Origin of the sequence: Paenibacillus vulneris, from assembly GCF_039543185.1 — a bacterium.
Taxonomy (GTDB): domain Bacteria; phylum Bacillota; class Bacilli; order Paenibacillales; family NBRC-103111; genus Paenibacillus_S; species Paenibacillus_S vulneris.
In genome coordinates this window covers 161941-181885 of sequence record NZ_BAABJG010000029.1, presented here as the reverse complement: position 1 = coordinate 181885, position 19945 = coordinate 161941, and the positions used below count along the sequence as shown (strand labels likewise).

18 protein-coding genes are annotated in these 19945 nt (G+C 51.8%); 5 read left to right on the top strand and 13 right to left on the bottom strand.

The genetic code is table 11. The features are described 5' to 3' along the window. Positions 1-75: 75 nt before the first annotated feature. From ABEA66_RS25690 to ABEA66_RS25630, 13 genes are all read right to left on the bottom strand, one after another. Entirely contained in the window at positions 76-1353 is a 1278-nt protein-coding gene (locus ABEA66_RS25690; protein WP_345592030.1) for a TRAP transporter large permease, read from the bottom strand. Then, the gene (locus tag ABEA66_RS25685) at positions 1350-1880 is read right to left on the bottom strand and encodes a TRAP transporter small permease (protein ID WP_144028032.1); all 531 of its coding nucleotides are present in this window, start codon (positions 1878-1880) and stop codon (positions 1350-1352) included. The genes ABEA66_RS25690 and ABEA66_RS25685 overlap by 4 nt, the downstream gene beginning before the upstream one ends. Positions 1881-1889: 9 nt before the next feature. Beyond that, entirely contained in the window at positions 1890-2939 is a 1050-nt protein-coding gene (locus tag ABEA66_RS25680) for a TRAP transporter substrate-binding protein (RefSeq protein ID WP_345592026.1), read from the bottom strand. A 44-nt stretch (positions 2940-2983) separates the two neighbouring features. After that, positions 2984-3328, bottom strand: a complete 345-nt coding sequence (locus ABEA66_RS25675; RefSeq protein ID WP_079913742.1) for a cupin domain-containing protein — start codon at positions 3326-3328, stop codon at positions 2984-2986. Positions 3329-3332: 4 nt separating this feature from the next. Beyond that, positions 3333-4004 carry a DUF2848 family protein gene (locus ABEA66_RS25670; RefSeq protein ID WP_345592024.1) on the bottom strand — a complete coding sequence of 224 codons (672 nt, stop codon included), beginning with the start codon at positions 4002-4004 and terminating at the stop codon, positions 3333-3335. Between the two features lie 28 nt (positions 4005-4032). After that, entirely contained in the window at positions 4033-4806 is a 774-nt protein-coding gene (locus ABEA66_RS25665) for a carbon-nitrogen family hydrolase (protein WP_345592022.1), read from the bottom strand. A 43-nt stretch (positions 4807-4849) separates the two neighbouring features. Continuing rightward, complete coding sequence (locus tag ABEA66_RS25660; RefSeq protein WP_345592020.1) at positions 4850-5302, bottom strand: PNPOx family protein; 453 nt, start codon at positions 5300-5302, stop codon at positions 4850-4852. Between the two features lie 87 nt (positions 5303-5389). After that, positions 5390-6844: a 4-hydroxyphenylacetate 3-hydroxylase family protein gene (locus tag ABEA66_RS25655; protein WP_079913746.1), complete on the bottom strand. Its 1455-nt coding sequence runs from the start codon at positions 6842-6844 to the stop codon at positions 5390-5392. 315 nt (positions 6845-7159) lie between these two features. After that, a complete protein-coding gene (locus ABEA66_RS25650) occupies positions 7160-7825 on the bottom strand; it encodes a GntR family transcriptional regulator (RefSeq protein ID WP_079913747.1) in 666 nt (221 codons plus the stop codon). A gap of 380 nt (positions 7826-8205) precedes the next feature. Next, the gene (locus ABEA66_RS25645) at positions 8206-8850 is read right to left on the bottom strand and encodes a PspA/IM30 family protein (RefSeq protein ID WP_345592016.1); all 645 of its coding nucleotides are present in this window, start codon (positions 8848-8850) and stop codon (positions 8206-8208) included. 37 nt (positions 8851-8887) lie between these two features. Then, on the bottom strand, positions 8888-9088 hold the full coding sequence (locus ABEA66_RS25640) for a PspC domain-containing protein (RefSeq protein ID WP_345592014.1): 201 nt from the start codon (positions 9086-9088) through the stop codon (positions 8888-8890). 313 nt (positions 9089-9401) lie between these two features. Beyond that, entirely contained in the window at positions 9402-10064 is a 663-nt protein-coding gene (locus ABEA66_RS25635; RefSeq protein ID WP_345592012.1) for a ThuA domain-containing protein, read from the bottom strand. A 62-nt stretch (positions 10065-10126) separates the two neighbouring features. Next, entirely contained in the window at positions 10127-10861 is a 735-nt protein-coding gene (locus ABEA66_RS25630; RefSeq protein ID WP_345592010.1) for an SDR family NAD(P)-dependent oxidoreductase, read from the bottom strand. Positions 10862-11076: 215 nt separating this feature from the next. On the opposite strand from ABEA66_RS25630, the gene ABEA66_RS25625 reads away from it, so the two are divergent. The 5 genes from ABEA66_RS25625 (at position 11077) to ABEA66_RS25605 (ending at position 19853) form a co-directional block, all read left to right on the top strand. After that, the gene (locus ABEA66_RS25625; protein WP_345592008.1) at positions 11077-12246 is read left to right on the top strand and encodes an oxalate decarboxylase family bicupin; all 1170 of its coding nucleotides are present in this window, start codon (positions 11077-11079) and stop codon (positions 12244-12246) included. A 374-nt stretch (positions 12247-12620) separates the two neighbouring features. Next, the gene (locus ABEA66_RS25620; protein ID WP_079913753.1) at positions 12621-13190 is read left to right on the top strand and encodes an RNA polymerase sigma factor; all 570 of its coding nucleotides are present in this window, start codon (positions 12621-12623) and stop codon (positions 13188-13190) included. Then, the gene (locus tag ABEA66_RS25615; protein WP_345592005.1) at positions 13171-14862 is read left to right on the top strand and encodes a DUF4179 domain-containing protein; all 1692 of its coding nucleotides are present in this window, start codon (positions 13171-13173) and stop codon (positions 14860-14862) included. The genes ABEA66_RS25620 and ABEA66_RS25615 overlap by 20 nt, the downstream gene beginning before the upstream one ends. A gap of 237 nt (positions 14863-15099) precedes the next feature. After that, positions 15100-17016 (top strand): hypothetical protein, encoded by a 1917-nt coding sequence (locus ABEA66_RS25610; protein WP_345592003.1) that lies wholly within the window; start codon positions 15100-15102, stop codon positions 17014-17016. A 212-nt stretch (positions 17017-17228) separates the two neighbouring features. Then, complete coding sequence (locus ABEA66_RS25605) at positions 17229-19853, top strand: winged helix-turn-helix domain-containing protein (RefSeq protein WP_345592001.1); 2625 nt, start codon at positions 17229-17231, stop codon at positions 19851-19853. Positions 19854-19945: the final 92 nt, after the last annotated feature.

Below are 19945 nucleotides of genomic sequence, written 5' to 3'. Positions count from 1 at the left end.
AATGATAGACTTGCTCATCAGACTTGCGGATGCCTTTACCGCTTAAGCCTCTCTTCATACAGAGCAACATCCTTTTTACTTAGGGGCAAACACGCTTGGAATGAACGTAGTCGTCCACGGAACATAAGTAATGAGCAGCAAAATAGCGAACATGACGATCAGGAATGGAATCAGCCGGATCGTAAGCCTTTCTACGCTAACCCCGGTCGTTGCCGATGCGATAAACAATACGGTACCGAAAGGCGGATGCATCAAGCCGATGGTCAGGTTGATGACGATAATGGCTCCCAAGTGGATCGGATCGACCCCGAATTGCGCTGCAATCGGAAGCAGAATCGGCGTCAGGAAGATGATGCCTGCCACTCCTTCGAGGAACGTGCCGATAACAATGAGCAGAATGTTAAGCAGAATAAGAAACATGAACGTATTACCGGCAAGATTCAGGAACACCTCCGCAATCATATGCGGAATGCCTTGAAGATGCAGGACCCATCCGAAAATATTCGTTGTCGCAAGCAAGAACGATACGGACGACGTCGTAATAATCGTACGGACGAGAATTCCCGGAATATCCTTAAGCTTCAATTCCTTATACAGAAATGCACCGACCAGGATGGCGACGAAGACTGCCACCGCCGCAGACTCTGTAGCCGTAAAAATCCCTGTCGTAATCCCGACCATGATCAGAACGGGAATGAGAAGCGCCGGAACTACACCGAACAAGCTCTGTACGATTTCTTTGGCCGAGCTTCTCTCCAGCTTGCTGCTGCCTGTTTTTCTGAAGGTGACATAAATAATGATGCCAAAGCCAAGGGCGAACAGGATGCCGGGAATAATCCCGGCGAAGAACAGGCTCCCGATGGATACGCCTGAAGTTACCCCGTATATAATGAACGGCATGCTTGGAGGAATCAACGGCCCCATAATGGAGGCACTTGCGGTAAGCGCCGTACTGAATTCCTTGTTGTAGCCCTGCTTCTCCATCTCCGGAACGATCACTTTACTCATAATGGCGGTTTGCACATTGGAGGAGCCGACGATAGCTGCCAGGAACATATTGGCTACGACGTTAACGTAGGCAAGCCCTCCGCGAAGATGGCCGAAGATTACGGTGGCAAAGTGAATCAAGCGGTTCGTAATGCCCCCGCGGTTCATGATTTCACCTAGCAGGACGAACATCGGAATCGCCACAAAGCCGAAATTTTGCAGGCCGTTGAACAGCTTCGAGGGCAAGGACTGCAGCGAAGCGATATTACCGGTGGAAAAAACGTAAATCAGGGTCGTGATCCCAAGCACGAAGGCTACGGGTACGCCGATGAAGAGCAAAATGACAAAGCCTGCCGCGGAGCTCATTGTGCAGCACCTCCCTTTTTACCACTAAAGAAGGCTTGAAGCAGGTGAACCATATGCTCGACCGTAAATATTGCCATGCAGAGCATAGAGATCGGTACGATGAGGTACAGCTTCCACATTTTCATAGACAATGCCGGTGATAGCAGGTTCATCACACTGGGGCTCATAATCCAAACCGTGGAGTAATATCCCATCACGACGGCAAAGAATAGAATGCTGAGCTGGATAACCAGCGATCCAAGAATTCGCCCCCGTTCGGGAAGACGGTTGAGCAGGAACGTGACCGCAGCCATATCCGACCGCTTGACGGCAAGAGAGGCTCCCAGAAAAGTAGCCCAGCAAAATAAATACAAGGAAAGTTCGTCCGCCCAAAAAATGGGCGAACTCAGCACATATCGGAAAAACACAGCTACGATCATATTGATGGCCAATACAGCTCCAACCGCAATACTAACCCATACCAAGAACTTATCCAGCGCGAGGGTGATTAACGAGAGGGGGCTGCTTCCTGAAGGTCTGTCGCTCATGCCAAGCACCTACTTCTCTTGTTTGATTTTGTCTGCCTTTTCCAGGAATTTTGCAATTTCAGGCGATTTCTTGCTCCACGTTTCTCTAACCGATTTGACGACCGGATCATACTCCTCGCGCTTAACCTCGTTCAGCGTCAAGCCCATTTTCGTTTTCGCTTCGCTTAACAGTTTGTCTTCATTCTTCTGAATATCTACACTGTTTTGCTTCGTTTTCTCGAGTACCGTGTCTTTAATCAGCTTCTGGTCTTCCGGAGACAGGCTGTTCCACAAATCTTTATTGATCAGAATACCTCCGGCCCAGTACATGTGCTTGTCAGCGTTCAAATATTTGGCGATTTCCGTCAATTTCTCCGACGCCAACGACTCGGAATCAATGTCCACCCCTTTGATGACACCGGTTTGCAGGGACGTATACACATCGGTCAGAGGCATTGGCGTTGGACCTGCCTTCAGGCCGTTCCAATAGTCGAGAATCGTCGGGCTCGGCGTGGTACGCAGCTTGTAGCCCTCCAAATCCTTCACGCTTTGCACCGGCTTCGTTCCAAGAATGTAACGGAAACCGGAGGAAGCATAGCCCAAACCAACGACATTTTCATTCTTCAGCGTATCGAACAGCTTCATCGACTCATCGCTGGTCCACAGCTTATAGGCTTGTTCGTGCGTATCGACCAAATACGGCATGAGCCAGGCACCGAACGCAGGGGAGGAGTTACTTAGCTGCGCCGTCGTAATGACGGCCATTTGAATGCTGCCGGTATTGAGCTGCTGCATCATATCCGTTTCATTGCCAAGCTCGCCGCCGGGGAAATATTGGGGCGAAATACGGCCGTTGGTTTTGGCCTTCAGCTCTTCGCCGATATTTTTGAGCGTTAAGCTCAGCTGGCTGTCCGCCTTTGTAATGTTGGCCATTTTTAAGACGATTTTCTTATCTCCTGATGCCGTTCCTCCAGCAGTCTTCCCGTCCGCGCCTCCATTGGCGTTACCACAGCCTGCCAATGCGGATACCATAAATAACGACGACAACAGCAAACCCATACCTTTTTTCAAATGCTTCATAAACTCCACCCCTTAAAGTTCAGTCTTTATTTCGCCTTTTTGGATTATTTGGAATAGTAACGAACTTCAAACGTTTTACAGCCGGTCGGAGAAACCCATGGGCCATGCTTCATGCCCGGAGGGCGGCAAGCAACCATCCCCGCCGTAAATTCCTGATTCAGCGTCAAATCGATCAGCGAGCCTTCAATAATGTACAGCTCTTCCCAGAAGTCGTGGATCTGTACTCCATTAGGCGTCGTGTCCACTCCGGGAGCGAAGATCAGAATGCGGGTAGCTACCCCCGATTCCGGGTCTTTGGCGATGACTCTTTCAGTCAAGCCCTCTACTTTGCTGAACGGTACCTCTTCAAATTGACGGTAGTCTGTAAATTCCAATTCCGGTTTAGCCATTGTGTTATTCCTCCTCGGCATTTTTCAAAATATGAGTGCTATATCGAAGCTCCAGCCTGCGTCCTTCCTGTCTATCCACGAGCTCCGCCCGGAAGGGTCCTCCAAAGACAAAGCCACCGTGAAGCGGCAGCGTTCCGCAGTACAGCGCCATATTGGAGCCAGCGTAACCCCGATCCTTCACCAGGCGCATCAGATCGTTCGGATGCATGAACTCACCCAGCTTGCCGGACTGATACAGCTTCTCTTCCCCATCGACCAGCACCCAGCTGTTCATCTCGATGTCATCCCAGCGATGGAGAATGGATTCCAGCGTCCATACTTCCCGGGTCATCGGCTTCGCACATACCTGCTTCGATTTCTGTATCGAGATCGCTTCAAGCACCCTATCCGTATGGTCGCTGCCGAGTCCTACATACCAGCGTCCTCCTACATCCAGCAGTACAACCTCCGCCTCGCCGCTGCCGTCGTTCCCTACCACCGTAATCTCTTCGGCCGTTTGCAGGAGCTCTGGGGAAAGATCATACAGCATAGGGACCTGCGGAGGGGCAGGCACTCCCAATTCTTTCAGTTCATCGATATGTTTCTTGACGGCATCCTGGTCCTTTCCCGTATATCCGGCGATGACAAGCCGCTCGGGCACCCATTGGATAGTCTCTCCATTGCATATAAATTCCATAGTCGATTACGTCCTTTCCGTATGGTGTCTATAGTACGCGATGCTTCAAGCTGGGAAATACATCCCGAATCCGTTGAACCTCGGACGGATCGATTTCCGCTTTGACAATCGTCTCATGCTCGCCTCCGGATGCAACCGTAACTCCCCATGGATCGACAATAGAGCTGTGACCTCCTAACAATACATTGCGAGTAGTGCCCACACAGTTGCATGAAATAAGGAAGCATTGATTCTCCAAAGCACGGGCCGCGTTAAACAGCTTCCAATGCTCCAGCCGCTGATGCGGCCAAGCCGACGTGACAAGCAGCAGCTCTGCTCCGAGATCAACCTGCTGCCGGTACAGCTCCGGGAACCTTAGATCGTAGCAGGTCGTCAATCCGACCTTGCCGAATTCGGTATCGAACACCTTGGCCCCGTCCCCCGCCGTAAGCAGCTCGCCTTCCTGGGAGCCGTAACGGAACAGATGGGTTTTGGCGTAGGTGCCTATCAGCTTGCCCTGGCGGTCGAATAAAATGCTCGTATTGTAATACTTGCCGTCCTTCAGCTCCACGAAGCTGCCCGCGAACAAGTACACGCCGTGCCGCCGGGCTTTCTCGGAGAATAACCGGACCAATGGGCCGTCAATCGTCTCCGCTTCTTCCACATATTTATCGAAGGAAAAGTAGCCCGTCGCCCAAATTTCCGGAAGCAGAATCAAATCCGCATCCTGGGCGGCCTTATCGACCATGACCGACGCTCTCTCCACCCGCTGTGCCTTGCTTTCATGCGCTTTTATTTCTAGCTGTATCGATGCAACCTTCATAGGTCGGAAACCCCTCCTTCTGAATGACTGGATTCTGGTAGACTCAAAGGCTTGTCAGAGCCTGCTTCATCTCGTCATCCAGCTTTTTGATCAAATCTGCATTGTAGGTTTTGACAAAAGCCGGCTGAGCGACGATTTTGCCACCGTAGAAGATGATGTCGCGAATTTCTTGAACCTGAACCTCGATAAGCGCCATCTTAAGCGTCAGCTCCTCCGTGCGGGCCACTTTCACGGAAGCCGCACCCTTCACGGAGTAAACCGTCTCCTTGCTGACAAAGTTCAGCAGTACTCTCGGATCCTCCTGGACGATGCGTACAAAATCCGATTTCGCATCGATGGCGAAGCGGATCGTTCCAGAATCGATTGCATAGACCCAGGATAGAGCGGTGGAATATATATCTCCGGTTTCTTTGTTCACGACGTTCAGAAGAACGATCGTTTGACCCTGTAATTGCTCTATCATTTCCGCTGAAAGCTCTGTTATGACTTTGGACATGGTATGAGTTCCTCCCTTTGGGAATAACGAATATCGAAATATGGCTCCCGCCTTACTTATAACTCGCCGGTATGATTCAAGCCGGCTTTATACCTCTTGCGTCACCGTCTTCGGCAAGGAATAGCTGCTCAGGAATTGATCGACCAAAGCTAACGGCTCCTGATAGCCGTAATTGCGGAATGCGTGGCCTCTTACGACGAAAGGCGCTCCGTTATAGAACATCTCATACTGCTGATGACGCCCGGCGAACTCAGAGCCGATCACGTCCCAGGCCAACCGGTACAATTGAATTCTTGCTTCGGAGTCGACGCCGGTGGCACGGATGTATTGACGAATATCGTCTCTCGTCTCAGGATTGACCATCTCGTGATATGAGGATGGCATTTGCAGTACGCCCCCGCCTACTAGCTCCCGGAGGATGCTGATGACATTCGCGTAGATTTTGTCCTGCATCCCTACAATGCCGTACAAGTAGCGGTGGTGCGGACGAGCCGCTCCATTGACGTCGATGATACATTCATATTCGCTGGCCAGCAGCATCCCTTCCACTGTGGCCGCCAAAGAAGCCAGCTCGCCCAAACGTTCTTGCACCTGCGGGAATTTGTCCGTTCCGCCCATTTGGGTAATTTTGCGGGCAATGCCGATCAGGAACTTCACCTTAGTACACAACCGGATTTGCGCCTGGTTGTTCCCCAGCACGTGAGCCGGTGTTTTGTGGAATTGATCTCTTGTCGCTTCAATGTTCTTGTATACGAAGACATGCTTCCAAGGAATGAACACATCGTCGAACACCATCAAAGAGTCGCTTTCGTCGAATTGGGTGGATAACGGATAGTCATAGACGCTTTCCTTGCCCATAGCGTAGCTTGGACGAGGGTACAGCTTCAGGCCCGGTGCATTCATAGGTACGACGAAGGAGATCGCGTAGTCTTCATCGCCCGGTCTGAGCGGCGTGATGCAGCTGACGAATAGGTAGTTGGAGACCGCCGAGCTGGTCCCGAGCATTTGGGAGCCGCGTACGACGATTCCGTCCTCACGCTCTTCCAGAACACCTACCGGCAAGTACTTCTCCTCCTGCTCATGAGCCGCCTTGCTGCGGTCCACTTGGGGAGGAATGATGACATACGTAACAAACAAGTCTTCATCACGGGCATATTTGTAAAAGTCCAGTACGTTTTGCTTATACTCGCCGAACACCTCGGGGTAGCTGGCAAAGCCGGCCAAAAACCCTGCCACGTGATCCGGGCTGCGTCCTGCAAAGCCGCAGGTTGCTTCCGCCCATTGCGTGATAGCACGACGGCGAACGGCCAGATCCTCCCGGCTGCGCGGAATCATAAACACCTTATTGGCGACTGTTCCGTCTTCGGTCGTATAGGTCATATCGTTCTTCGGATCTGCGGCCAGATCGTACAGCTTGGCGAACGAACCGGTAATCCCCGCGAAAGCCGGATGCGTCGTGACATCATTCACTTTTTCTCCGTTAATATAAATGCAGCGGTTATCCTTCAAAGACTCTACATACTGTTTGCCGTTACGTACCATCGCTGATCATCCTTCCATGTTTCATTTGGTTTTGTATTACGTATTATGTGTTGTGTATACATTAAACTCTCAAAAAAAAGGTGATTCTCTGCGTCGGCTTTTCTTCTTACATGTTAGATTAACTGACTTGATATTACGTCTTTTTGCCATCGGAGTCAATAGTTTAGTTGAAAATTGTCGAATGATGTTATAAAATCTTACATAAACTAAGGGTTTCTGCTTTTGGTCTGATTTTGCAGCGTTGTTGTAAGCGTTTGCTTTTCGTCTTGAAAAAAACCTCATTTGAGGTCTTCCCAATTACGGAAACCGGCATGGTTATTTTAAAATGACGGACTCCTTCGTTTTATTCAGATGCCTTGCCATCATTTCCGCCGATTGCTCCGCATCCTTTCTTTCAATCGCCGAGATAATGTCCAGATGCTCTTCGAGCACCTCTTTCATCCGGTTGATCTTCTTAATGGCTCGAAGCCCGATCAGTTGGGAAAGATTATGCAAATTCAGCAGCATTTGTTCAATCAGCTCATATTCCACAAACCGGGTGAGCGTAATATGAAACGTCTGATCCAGCTTTATGAAAGCGATGTCATCATTGTTCGACATAGCTTCTTCCTGCTCTTTGCAAATGGCCTTTAATTCCTCCAGCTGCTCTGGTGTGATCGTCTCGGCCAGCTTCTGGATGACCTTGGTCTCAATCGAGGCGCGAAGCAAAAAGATCTGCTCCATTTCGTTTTCCGTGACCTTGCGAACAGCCATGCCCTTGCGCGGAATGGATACGATAAGCCCCTCTTTGATCAGATCGGCCAAAGCTTCTCTCACCGGAGTGCGGGACGTATTCAGCAGCTCAGCCAGCTTAACCTCCGTAAATATTTCCTCCGATGTGATGTAACCGCTTAAAATGACATGTTTGATTTCGTTGTACGCTCTCTCTTTTGTGGTTGTTGGTTTATCAATCGGTTTCAAATTAAACTTGGATGGAGCCATTTCAACCTACACCTTTCATCAAGTCGACAATTCAATTTGGTTCTATGTATACATCATACAAAATACAAAAAACTTAGTCAATAAGCAACTTTACATCTTCTTAACTAAGAATGATTGCTCGCTCTTGCAGGCGAACCATTCAATGGCTGCAAAATGAGCCCCATCTGATGAAGCCATGTGGACATCTCACTCTGTGGATATGTTAATAGCGAGCGGTAAACTTATGCACAGTATATCATAATAGGCTGTGTACTGTGTGAATAACTCTGTGGATGAATGTATCAAGTTTGGTTAAGCCTTTTGCCCCGGAAACCCAAAAAGGCCCGGAAATCATTCCAGGCCGTTCGTTATTGGATATGCGCAACCAGTTCGTTTTCCTATTAGGATGGAACAACGGTGCTCTTGATCCGGTTCAGCTGCTCTTCAATCAGAGCTTCTCTGGAAGCAGCAGCCTCCGCCTTTTTCAAGCTCGCCAGCTCCACAAAAGCTTCCTTTTGAAGGATGGTTTCTTCGATTCGTTGGAAGCCTCTTGCTGCACTTCCCGTCTGGACTCCGCTGCTGAATACAGGGCTCGGGGTTCTAGCCTCCACCTTCCTGGCACGGGCAGCCAGGTCATTGCGTTTGGCCTGCATGTTCGCGTATTCCTCTTTGGCTTGAGCCAGCTGGTGGGCTAGTTCAGCAGAATGCTGTCTCGAAGCCTCGTAGGCTTCCGCATACTGTGCAGCTTTATCCAGATAGGCCAGTTTAGCCTCTACCGCTTGCCGCGCCTCCACTGAACGGTCAGCCGCTATGGCTTCGGCCGCTTTTTGCTCGCTGAGCTCGGCCCCTCGCTCGCTTTCGGTTCTTTGCTGCTCCAGTCTCCGCTCAGTAACCGTCTGCTTAACAAGCGCCTGCTCCAATGAATGAATCTCCTCCTCCATATCGCGGAGATATTGATTCAGCATCATCACCGGCTGCTCCCATTTGTCCAACGCTTCATTCGCCGCGGCTCTAGACATATCAACCAATCTTTTCAGTACACCCATTTTTAGAATCCTCCTATAATGTCGATTTTATCCGTTATTAGTAATAATGAACGTAAGACTGTTTCGGTATGAACAGACTGGCGATAAAATAAACCAGTATTGTCGTTCCGAAGCTGCAGAATGCGGCGATTATCGTAATAAGCCGAAGCAGCGTCGGGCTGATGCCCAAGTATTCTCCCAATCCTCCGCACAATCCGGTTACTCTCCGATTCGATGTAGAACGAAACAATTTATTCATATCTGCTATCTCCTTTACCTTAGTTCTCGTTAGGCCGTTTGTTCTTCAAGCCAACCTCTTGTTCTTCATGTCTTTATTGTAGTCGGAACCCGGACTTGGCAAAACGGACCGGCGACGGTTTTGCAACCTAGCCTTAAGACGGGGGAAGCCTATGACCTGGGACCGGATTGAACCTTTAAACCCTTGATACAGCACAAAAAAAGAGGCATCTCCATAAGCGAGCCTCTTCGTCTATTTACCAACATGGTTATTCTACTAGGAGTTATTATCACGGCCGTAATTTCACAAGGGACACCCAGTTTGAAATGTCCGGCTACAATCTCCCGGCAGCCCAGAGGCAGCTTCGCAAAATCAGCTTACGTACCTCTGGATGCTGCAGTGAATTCGAATTATGCCCTGGCATCAGCGATACCAGACGCCCCGTTCCTACCTGCCTGACCCAAGCTGCCGGGTAGCTTTCACCGTCCATAACGTACCGGAGAATAACTTGCTTCTCTACCCCCTCGGCAAAAGCATACTGGTAGGGCTCATCCTCCGACCGAAAAGGTTCCAGTCCCCGCACGATCGGATGCAGCTCGCCCGCTGCATCCTTGACCGCTTCGAAATCCAGCCCTTGATAAGGAGGATGCCCTGTGAACCGGGCTCCGATTAGATCCAAAAGCTTCTCATGAGCACTCAGGGAAACCCCCGTATGCAGCACGACCAGCCCCCCGCCAGACGCCACATATTCTGTTAACCCAGCCGCTTGTGCGTCCGTTACCGGCCCGTCCCACTTATCTGTATAAGCAACGAATACATCGATTGAAGAAATTCGTCCGGGGGTCATAACCTCGTAATCTTCCGTAAAGGTGACTGTGAAATCATCACCAAGCGTCTCCACGAGATCCTGTTGGATACGATCCAGCGGATGATACTGCTTGTTCTCTATATCTCCTAATATAACGGCCTTCCCATTCTGCTTTTGAACTGCTGTCATTACTGGGGCTCCTCCTTGTCATGAATTGCCGTAATGCTCCGGTTCCCCGGCTCCTTAAATGATTACCAAACCAATCGTTCCCCTGTGGCCGTATGAATGTACGGCGGTTTGCCGTCAATCGGTTCGTACGAAGCATGATTCTCAATAGTGCGTATAATGTTGGCGGCCGCCTGCCCTACAGTCAGTGAAGCCTTGGTGTTCAGCTCCCCGTGCATGTAGCTTTGGACATAGCCGGGATGCAGTACGAGCAGCTTAAGTCCTTCGCTCTTGAACTGGTTGTAAATAAGAGCCGATTGCATATTCAATGCGGCCTTGGACATGCAATAAGCGTACCAATTGATGCGAGTGCAGCTTCCGACGCTGCCCGCTTCCGAGGAAATGTTGGCCAGCAGCTTGCCTTCGCCCTTTAGCAGCACAGGCAGCAACGCTTGCGTAACCCGCAGCGCTCCCAAGGCATTGACATTAAAAACCTGCTGCATCTCCGCAAAATCCAGCTCATCCAATACGGTCGAATCGATATCTCCCAAAATTCCTGCATTGTTAATCAGAAGGTCTATACGGTCCGTATTTTCCCTTACCCGGGCCGCTGCCGCCCTGGCGCTATCATCATCGGCAATATCCAAATCCGTTACATGCAGCTGCTCCTTATAAGCACCTCGAAGCCGATCCAGCTCCCCTTCCTTAGCGGCATATCGGCCTGCAAATACGGTCCAGCCCCGTTCCAGCAGCACTTGGACCAAGCCCAGTCCAACCCCGTGGTCGGCGCCTGTCACGAATGCGGTTTGGTTTATGGTCAATTCATTCTCCTCCTTTATGGATGCTCTCTTGCTTGATTAAAAGATTCCTCAAGCAGCATGAGATTCCTTGTCGGGCGGCCGTATTTTTTCGTCCTTTTTTGCGCTTCTTATCCAGACATACATCAACTCGTCCCCGGCATAAGGTAAAAAGATGAGTAAGTTACTTTAGGAACACTGGAGTCGGGTTTTTCGACAAACTGAAAGGAGTGATAATCATGAGCAAAAAACCGCCTCAGCGTTCAGGAGAGGTGCAGGTGCCCCAGCCTATACGGGCTGACGGTACCGGTACCGTCGATCGCGGACCCAGGGATGTGATGCGCGACCTGCAGAACCCCGATATGCTCGTTCCGCCTCCAACCGATGCGGGTACGATCCCCAATATGAGATTCTCTTTTTCCGATACGCACATGAGGCTGGAGCACGGCGGTTGGGCAAGGGAGGTAACCGAGAGAGAGCTTCCGATCGCGACTACGATCTCGGGAGTCAATATGGCCTTGACCCCGGGAGGGGTCCGGGAGCTCCACTGGCACCAGCAGGCGGAATGGTCGCTGATGCTGCTCGGACGCGCCCGAATTACAGCCGTCGATCAGGATGGACGCAACTTTATTGCGGATGTCGAGCAGGGGGATCTATGGTATTTTCCTCCGGGTATTCCCCACTCGATCCAGGGTCTGGAGGGCGGCTGCGAATTTTTACTGGTCTTCGATGACGGCACCTTCTCCGACAACAACACCCTCAGCATCACGGACTGGTTCGCCCATACGCCGCGAGACGTCTTGTCCGCCAATTTCGGCATCCCGGAAAGCGCCTTTGCCGGCCTTCCGAACAAGCAAAGATATATCTTTCAAGCGCCGGTCCCCGGTCCGATATCGGACCAAGAGGTGCCAGACCCTTACGGTACCATACCTCTGAGCTTCGTACACCGCCTGTATGCCCAACAGCCGATCCGCACACCGGGCGGCACGGTCCGCATCGTCGACTCCACCAACTTCCCTATCTCTACCCGCATCGCGGCCGCCCTGGTAGAGATCGAGCCCGGCGGTATGAGAGAGATGCACTGGCATCCGAATAATGACGAATGGCAGTACTATCTTACAGGGAAGGGCCGCATGACTGTATTTGCCGCTAACGGCAATGCCCGAACCTTCGACGTCCGCGCCGGGGATGTCGGTTATGTTCCGTTCGCCTACGGCCACTACATTCAGAATACAGGCGACCAAAGCCTATGGTTCCTGGAGATGTTCAAGAGCAGCCGGTTCGCCGACGTATCGCTCAATCAGTGGATGGCGCTAACGCCTCAACAGATGGTTCGGGAAACATTGCACGCCTCTCCGGAGCTGATGCGTTCGCTTCGCAAGGAGAAATGGCCGGTAGTGAAATATTGAACAAGCGGAGAGCCTGGAGATCAGGCTCTCTATTTTTATTTTGCAGGGTACCCGGATCGTGTGACAATAAGCATGGGCCAATATAAAACACGATAGGGTTGCAATCGCTGATCGTATTGTATTACATAAGGCATGGCGCCGGCCATGAAGCCTTTTGCCCTCCATTGACATAGGACAGCCCCGGGCTTGTACGTTACAGCTGAGGCGCCCGGACTAAAAAAGAAATACGGTGCCCCTTACCTAGCCACGAAAGGTGGAGTTGATTTTTTTTTTCGCCCTGCGAGAAAGGTTTTCCGCTGGAATTCGTAATACATAAATGAACGAACCAAAAGGACCCTTGCTGCGCAGCAACCTTTTTGGATAGGAGGGTGAACATGCAGGATGACAAACAATTAATAGAACAGATTCTGCAAGGAAATAAACAAGCGTTCGGTCCCATAATCGAAAGGTATAAGGTAAGAGTGTTTGCCCTCCTCCAGCGGATGCTCGGGAATTCGCCGGAAGTTCAGGATATAGCTCAAGAGGTTTTTATTAACGCTTATAACCATTTGGGCGATTACAAGCCGGAGCACAGCTTCTCGGCATGGCTTTACCGGATCGCCGCCAATCGGTGCGTCGACGAGCTTCGCAAGCGCAAACGCACTCCTCTAATGACCGGGATCGACTTTGACCCCGTTCAAACCTCAACACCAGAGACTGTTTTTTTGGAGAAAGAAAGGCAGCAGGCGCTGGAGTCCCACATTATGGAGCTGGACAAAGATTACCGTACTGTGTTGATCATGCGGTATATTCAATTTCTAAGCTACCAGGAAATCGGGGAGCGCCTTTCTATCCCGGTCAGTACGGTGCAGATGCGATTGTATCGCGCCCGCAAAAAATTGCGCGAAAGCTTGAAAGATCCCGAAGCGAAGGGGGCGTTTCTCTATGAAGTGCATGAAATCTAACCAATTGACAGCCTACATGGACAATCGGCTTTCCCCTTTGGAAAGCGTCCGGCTGGAGAAGCATCTCGAGACCTGCAGCGAATGCCGCCGGGAGCTGGAGCTTTATCTGGATGCTTGGGATCAGTTTGACGATGCGATGAATGAAGCGGACGTTCCGCCAGATTTTACCGCTGAAATTCTGGATAAAGTCGCCCCTTATGTTCCGGCAGCCGAACCCGTTGCGGAAGAGGGAAAGGCTATCGCCGCCTTTAAGATGGACTGGAAAAAAAGGAGTGTAGATATCGTGAAAAAAATAACGATTACCGTTGCCAGCTTGGCCGTAGCCGTGTCGCTGGGCACCTTCGTATCACCAACCTTCGCCGATTATGTGAAGAGCTTTTTCAACAATACGGAACAAGTGGATCAGGGCATGGTAGACGCCGTACAGAAAGGCTTCGTTCACCCGCTGGATTTAAAAACGACCGATCAGGGCATCACTCTGGAAGTCAAGGAGGTTATGGCCGATCCGGTGCGCATCGCCGTTATCGCCGAAGCCAAAGGTCCCGACGGGCAGTACATCGATCCCAACGATATGAGAATGTATGTGGATTTTGTTATCAAGGATAAATCGGGTGTTCCGGTGCTGGGTCCGATGGGAGGCGGTTGGACTACCAGTAAAGACGATCATTCTCTGATGGTGAAGCAGGAGCTTACGGAAGCCGTCGGCAGCGGCAAAGAAGTCCCGGACAATTTGATAGCCGAGATTCGTTGGACGAAAATCGGCAGCACGAGCGGCAATTGGCAATTTGACATTCCTATTGATATGTCGCAAGCGAAAGCGGCAACCAAGACCGTCAAGATTGACAAGCAGTACACTACTCCTCAAGGGCTGACGATCGGCTTGGAACGTGCGATATTCGCTCCTAGCGTCACCTTGCTGTCTTTGGATACCAGAATATCCCCGGAAGTTAACGAGAGGATCGAAGCTGCGATCCCCAAACAGACGGACAGCACCGGCGCCGTAAAGTTGGATCCCTTCGCTGCCAACCAATTGAAAAGCTATCAGCTGTCCTATGAGCTTATCGACGAGCAGGGCCGTGTGGCCGCCGCATGGGATGACTTATTCGACTCGGGGCTCAGCATCGCCAAAAATTCCATCGTAAACGGAATCTCGGGAACAGGTGACGGGAGTGCCATGACCTTGTGGCATTCGTTCTCGCCGCTGCCATCCGATAAGTACGGCAAGCTTACGTTCAAGCTTCATTCCATCTATACAAGTGAATTGGCTGATTTCCATGCCAAGCTGACCCCAGCTCAGTTGAGCCAAGAGCCTGTAAACCTGGAAAGTGGTGGAAATCGATTACAGTTCAAGCAGTTCGTGTGGAAACAGGATGACGCCAAGCTGACAATCGGTGATAAGGAGATCAGCGACCGGGGCGGCGTGCTTGAAGTAGAGGCTGCTTATGCCCAAGGCATCGTTAATCTGGACGAGTGGAAGGTTAAGGATGAGAAGGGAGTGGAATACGATGCTTATCTGCAGAAAACATCTTCAAGAGACGAGAACGGTCTCGTTACCGTTCGCGGAGCGCTCGTTATCCCTCAACTGGATCACCAGCCTGAGGAGCTTACTATAAGCTATAACTTGATACAGAAGGAACATCGGGATGTGAACTGGCAATTACCCATCGAATAAATGAATACGGAAAGAAAAATTAAGGGCTCCCCATAACGGCGGGCCCTTCTTCTCTATTCATCCCAACCCGAAAATAAATATGGACAGCAAACCATAAGTTACCCCATTGAGTGTTCGGTGCTCCCATTGTAAGATCTAAGGTATGTAAAAAATATCAATCCAAGATTATTTAGAGAATCTGTGATTTGTGATTCTCTTTAGCCCCCCTACCAATTCGATAACAAAGGAAGTGTACGAATGCTAAACGAAGCCCATCCCTCATTGAACGAGGATGCAGCCGTACCAGGCATCGCGAGCTGGACAATGGAGCATCCTTCACTCCTGCAGAAGATCGGCCATCAGGCTATCCTCCCGCCCGGGGCTGCTGCGCCAGCTATCCGGATACAGGCTTATTCGGACATTCGATTGGCACTCGAGCTGGTCTGTACCTCGGGTTCCCGTGTATTGGAAACCCCATCCGAACTGAGAATGGCGTCCGGCCAAGAACAGCTGGCAGCGTTCGAAACCGCGTCCCTTGCCGACGGCTTATATGAAATCCGCATCTGCCTCCATTCGGACGAACAGGTCCCTGTCTATGACAGCTTCGCGTTTATGGTCATGGATCAGGACAGCCTGTCCCCTGAGCAAAGTCGGATCGCCTTTCTGGATGCTGACGGGCGCATGACCTATGTTCCGGATTATAAAGGCAACCGGATCGCCGACTTCTCCAACTGCGGCTACAAGGGCGGCGGCGTCCCTATTCCCGATGTACCGGTACGCTTAATTGTAAGCCCTTCCTCCGACGAAGGCGATGATACGGCCCGCATTCAGCAAGCTATCGACGAAATTTCCCGTATGCCGATCGGTGAAGACGGCTTCCGCGGCGCACTGCTGCTGCAGAGAGGGACTTACCGTATTGCAGGCACGCTCTACATACGCGAAAGCGGCGTCGTCCTTCGCGGGGAAGGACAGGGCGAGGACGGAACCATTCTCCACGGAACCGGAGCAGCTCGACGGGATCTGCTGCAGGTGCTCGGCAGCGAACCCAGTATCGTGGAAGAAACCGGCACGGACATTACGGACCTGTATGTTCCTTCCGGCTCCAGGACCTTTCATGTTGCCAATGCCAGTGGCTACTCCATAGGTGATACAGTTGCCGTCATCCGGTACGGCAATGCGGACTGGATCAGCGCGATCGACATGGATACCATCACTCCTCGGCCGAACGCCGGCGGGACGAAGCAGTGGGCACCGTTCGAGCTGCTGTTTGACCGCGTTATTACGGACATTGAAGGCAACCGGATTACGCTGGATGCACCGGTCACCAATGCGATTGAAGCCCGCTGGGGAGGCGGAAGGCTGTTCATGTATGACGATAAGGGACGCATCGAACATGTTGGTCTGGAGCAGCTCAGAATTGACTCCGACTTCAATCCAGACATTACGGACACCCAAGTGGACGGAAAGCCCGGCAGCACGACTTATTGCGCGGACGAGTCCCATACCGTTAACTTCGTCAGGTTAAATTATGTCAAGAACGCTTGGGTTCGCGATGTGACAGGATACCATCTGGAGCATTCTCTCGTTACGATCGACCGCTATGCCAAATGGGTGACCGTTCAGGACTGCACGGTCCGCGATATGGTGAGCATCATTACCGGCGGACGCCGCTACTGCTTCCATGTGACGGGGCAGCTGGCGCTCGTACAGCGCTGCGATACCGAAACGGCGCGCCATGCCTTCGTCTTCGATGCCAAAGTCAGCGGGCCGAACGTGTTCCTCGATAGCGAATCACGCATCGATTATAATGCCAGCGAGCCCCATCATCGCTGGTCGGTCGGCGGGTTATTCGATAATGTTCGCTCCCCTATCTATATTCGCGACCGCGGATGGATGGGAAGCGGACACGGCTGGGCCGGCGCGAACTACGTCGCCTGGAACACGGAAGGCAAGCTCACGGTGCAGCAGCCTCCAACTGCCCAAAACTATGCGATAGGGCACGCGGGAACGAAGGAGCGCCCGTTTTTGCCCAATCAGCATGACCTGCGCCCCCGTGAAGACGGCTTCTGGGATCAGTACGGACAGCATGTGGAGCCGCGCAGCCTGTATTTGCAGCAGCTTAAGGAACGCTTAGGCGATCAGGCGGTTCAGAACATTTCAAAAGCAACGGTATAGCGAGCTCATATACCATCTGAATTAGCACCGGGCCTTCGTAAAGGGCCCGGTGCTTTCTGTTTTTCCCAAAAAGCTGGTTCCAGTGGATTTCACCTGCATCTTTCCATTTTACCCTCTTCCTGCAAGTGACCTTTTTCCCTATATTCCGTTATAATGAAACATAGATCCGACTTGATTCCCTGATGAATCCTGTCAAATTGTGTGAGGAGCCTATGATTCCAACAACGGACACAGAACTTAATTTATTAAAACCGAAAATCGCCGTCCCTGCTCTCAAGGATCATCTGATCCCAAGAGACCGGCTGCTGGATTCAGTTACCGAAGGGGTAAAGGGCCGGATTACGCTGATTTGTGCGCCTGCAGGGTTCGGTAAAACGACGTTACTGGCTCAATGGGCGCATGCCCGGGTACAGCACAGCGCCTGGGTGACCTTGGATCGCCTGGATAATGATTGGCTCCGATTTTGGCGATATATCGTTCATGCACTTGCATCCGCCGTTCCGGACCGCGCCGGTCGTTTCCTGCCTCTGGTTCATATTCTTCCCAGCGCCTCCATCAGCACCTTTCTGGATGCCTTAATCAACGAATTGTATTCGCTGCCTGGTCCCCTTTCTCTTATCCTGGATAATTATCAGCAGATAGACGAGCAGCGGATTCATGATAGTCTTTCGTATTTCATAGACTACTTGCCCCCTGCCATGCATATAGTGATCTCCACGCGAACGGAGCTGCCCTTCTCTACTGCAAAATGGATGATTAGGGAGGAGCGTCACGATATTCACGCCCTGCAGCTGCAGTTTACCCAAGAGGAAACCGAACGGTTTTTCCTGAACATGCCGGGATTGAACCTGTCCAGCCCGCAAATCGAACAATTGGCGCTGCGAACGGAAGGATGGGTTACCGGATTGCAATTGATCTCGATAGCGCTGCGCTCCGAGAGGGGCTACGACCGGTTTATCGCGGAATTTCAAGGAAGCCACCGCAGCATCTCGGATTATTTGTTCCATGAGGTCCTATCCAAGCTGCCGGACGATGTATATCGCTTTGTGCTGGCCACCAGCGTGCTGGATCGGATGGATCTGCGAATATGCGCTGCCATATGCCCTGACTTGGACAACCTCACTATGCTCGAAACCGTTAAGCAGCTGAACCTGTTCCTGGTCCCGCTGGACGACGATAACCAATGGTTTCGCTACTATCCGTTGTTCGCCCGGTACCTGCGGGAGCTTTTGCAAAAAACAGATCCCGGCCAGTGGCTTTTATCCAACAAGCGGGCCAGCATGGAGAACGCCAAACGGGGGTGGATGGACGAAGCTATCGATCATGCGTTAGCTGCCGAAGCGTATCCGCTGGCGGAGCTTTATTTGGAACGGCATCTGCCTGCGGTTCTGCAGCGGGGTGAGGTGGTCACCCTTCTTCGCTGGCTGGAGAGCTTCCCTGCCGCCTACGAGCTGTCGCTCGAAACGCTGCTTCTGCACTCCTTTGTTCTCATGCTGACAGGACAGCTGCAGCGCTCCGATACCGTACTGGATACAGTGGAGGCCGGATGCCTGGGATTAGACGATACGGCAAGACGAAAGCAGCTGCAAAGCGGCATCCTGTTCGTGAGATCGAACATAATTGTTTCTACCGGGGCATTCGACAAGTGGCTATCCTCCAAGGATAGCCTGCTGAACGATATGCTGCCGGCCAATCCGATCTACTACGGCTTCAACTACAACATAACCGAGCCGCTGGTAAGAAGGACTTCCCTAGGCCTCAAGGGACAGCTGTCGAGCGAAACCGAAGCGGTCGGCAAGCTGTTCATGGGGGTGCTGGAGTCGCATGGCTGGCAGCATTCGCTCATTCATTTGTACGTGAAGCAGTCGCTTGCCGAAGGGTATTACGAGTGGAACAAGCTGGACAGCTCCCGCGAAGCGGCCTCCTTCGTTGAAGGGGCTGCCTTAACCAAGGCAACACCCGGTCTGATCGTACCGCTTCGCATTACGCAGGCTCTGCTTCATGCAGCGGAAGGCAGGCCTCACGTGGCCCACTCCATCATCGAGGAAGTAATGGAAAAGGCACGCAGCGAATTCGGCACCAACTGGATGCATTGGATGAACCTGCTGAGAGCGTTCAAAGCCCGTCTGTATTTGAGGGAAGGACAACTGGCCAAAGCCAGGAAGGAGCTTGCCCCGCTCGAACTGTCCGTCAAGGACAGACCTACCTTCAGCCGGGAATTCCACTATGTCACCTTTGTCCGGCTGCTGGCTAAGCAGCGCAAGGAGAAGGAAGCCCTTCGCCTGCTCGAACTGCTCAAGCCTCAATGCGAAAGGGAGCAGCTTGTCTCGAGTCTGTTAGAAATCAGCAATCTGCAGGCGCTTCTTGAATATCAGAGGGGACATCGCAGCGATGCTCTGAGCCATCTTCATGAAGCGCTTCTAATCGGCGAAAAAAACCAATATGTCCGCAGCTTTCTGGATGAGGGGACACCGATGGCGGAATTGTTGTCCCTCTATGCCAAGCAAGGTCCGCCTCAATCGGAAGCCGGCAGGGGCAGAAGCCCAGTCTCCGCGGCTTACGTCGCCATGCTTTTAAGTTTGTTCCCGAACGGGGAACGTCCGGCAGCCCAAGCCTCCTCTGCTTCGGACGTGTCCTTAAGCCGCAGCGAATTGAATTTGCTCCGCTTGCTCCGGCAGGGAGCCACTAACAAGCAGATCGCCGCAGAGCTCTTTTTATCAGAGGGGACGGTCAAGGTGTATCTTTCACGGCTATATGAGAAGCTGGGAGTCTCCTCCCGGACTCAGGCTCTGATAGCGGTGCAGGAGCTGCTGCTGCAGGAGGACGACGAAGCTTAAGCGGGCTCTACCCGCTGCGGCTTTAACACAGCTGCGCAGCTGATTCAGGTGATGTGCGCAGTTATCACGCTAAAAAAGGCAACCCGTCGTAA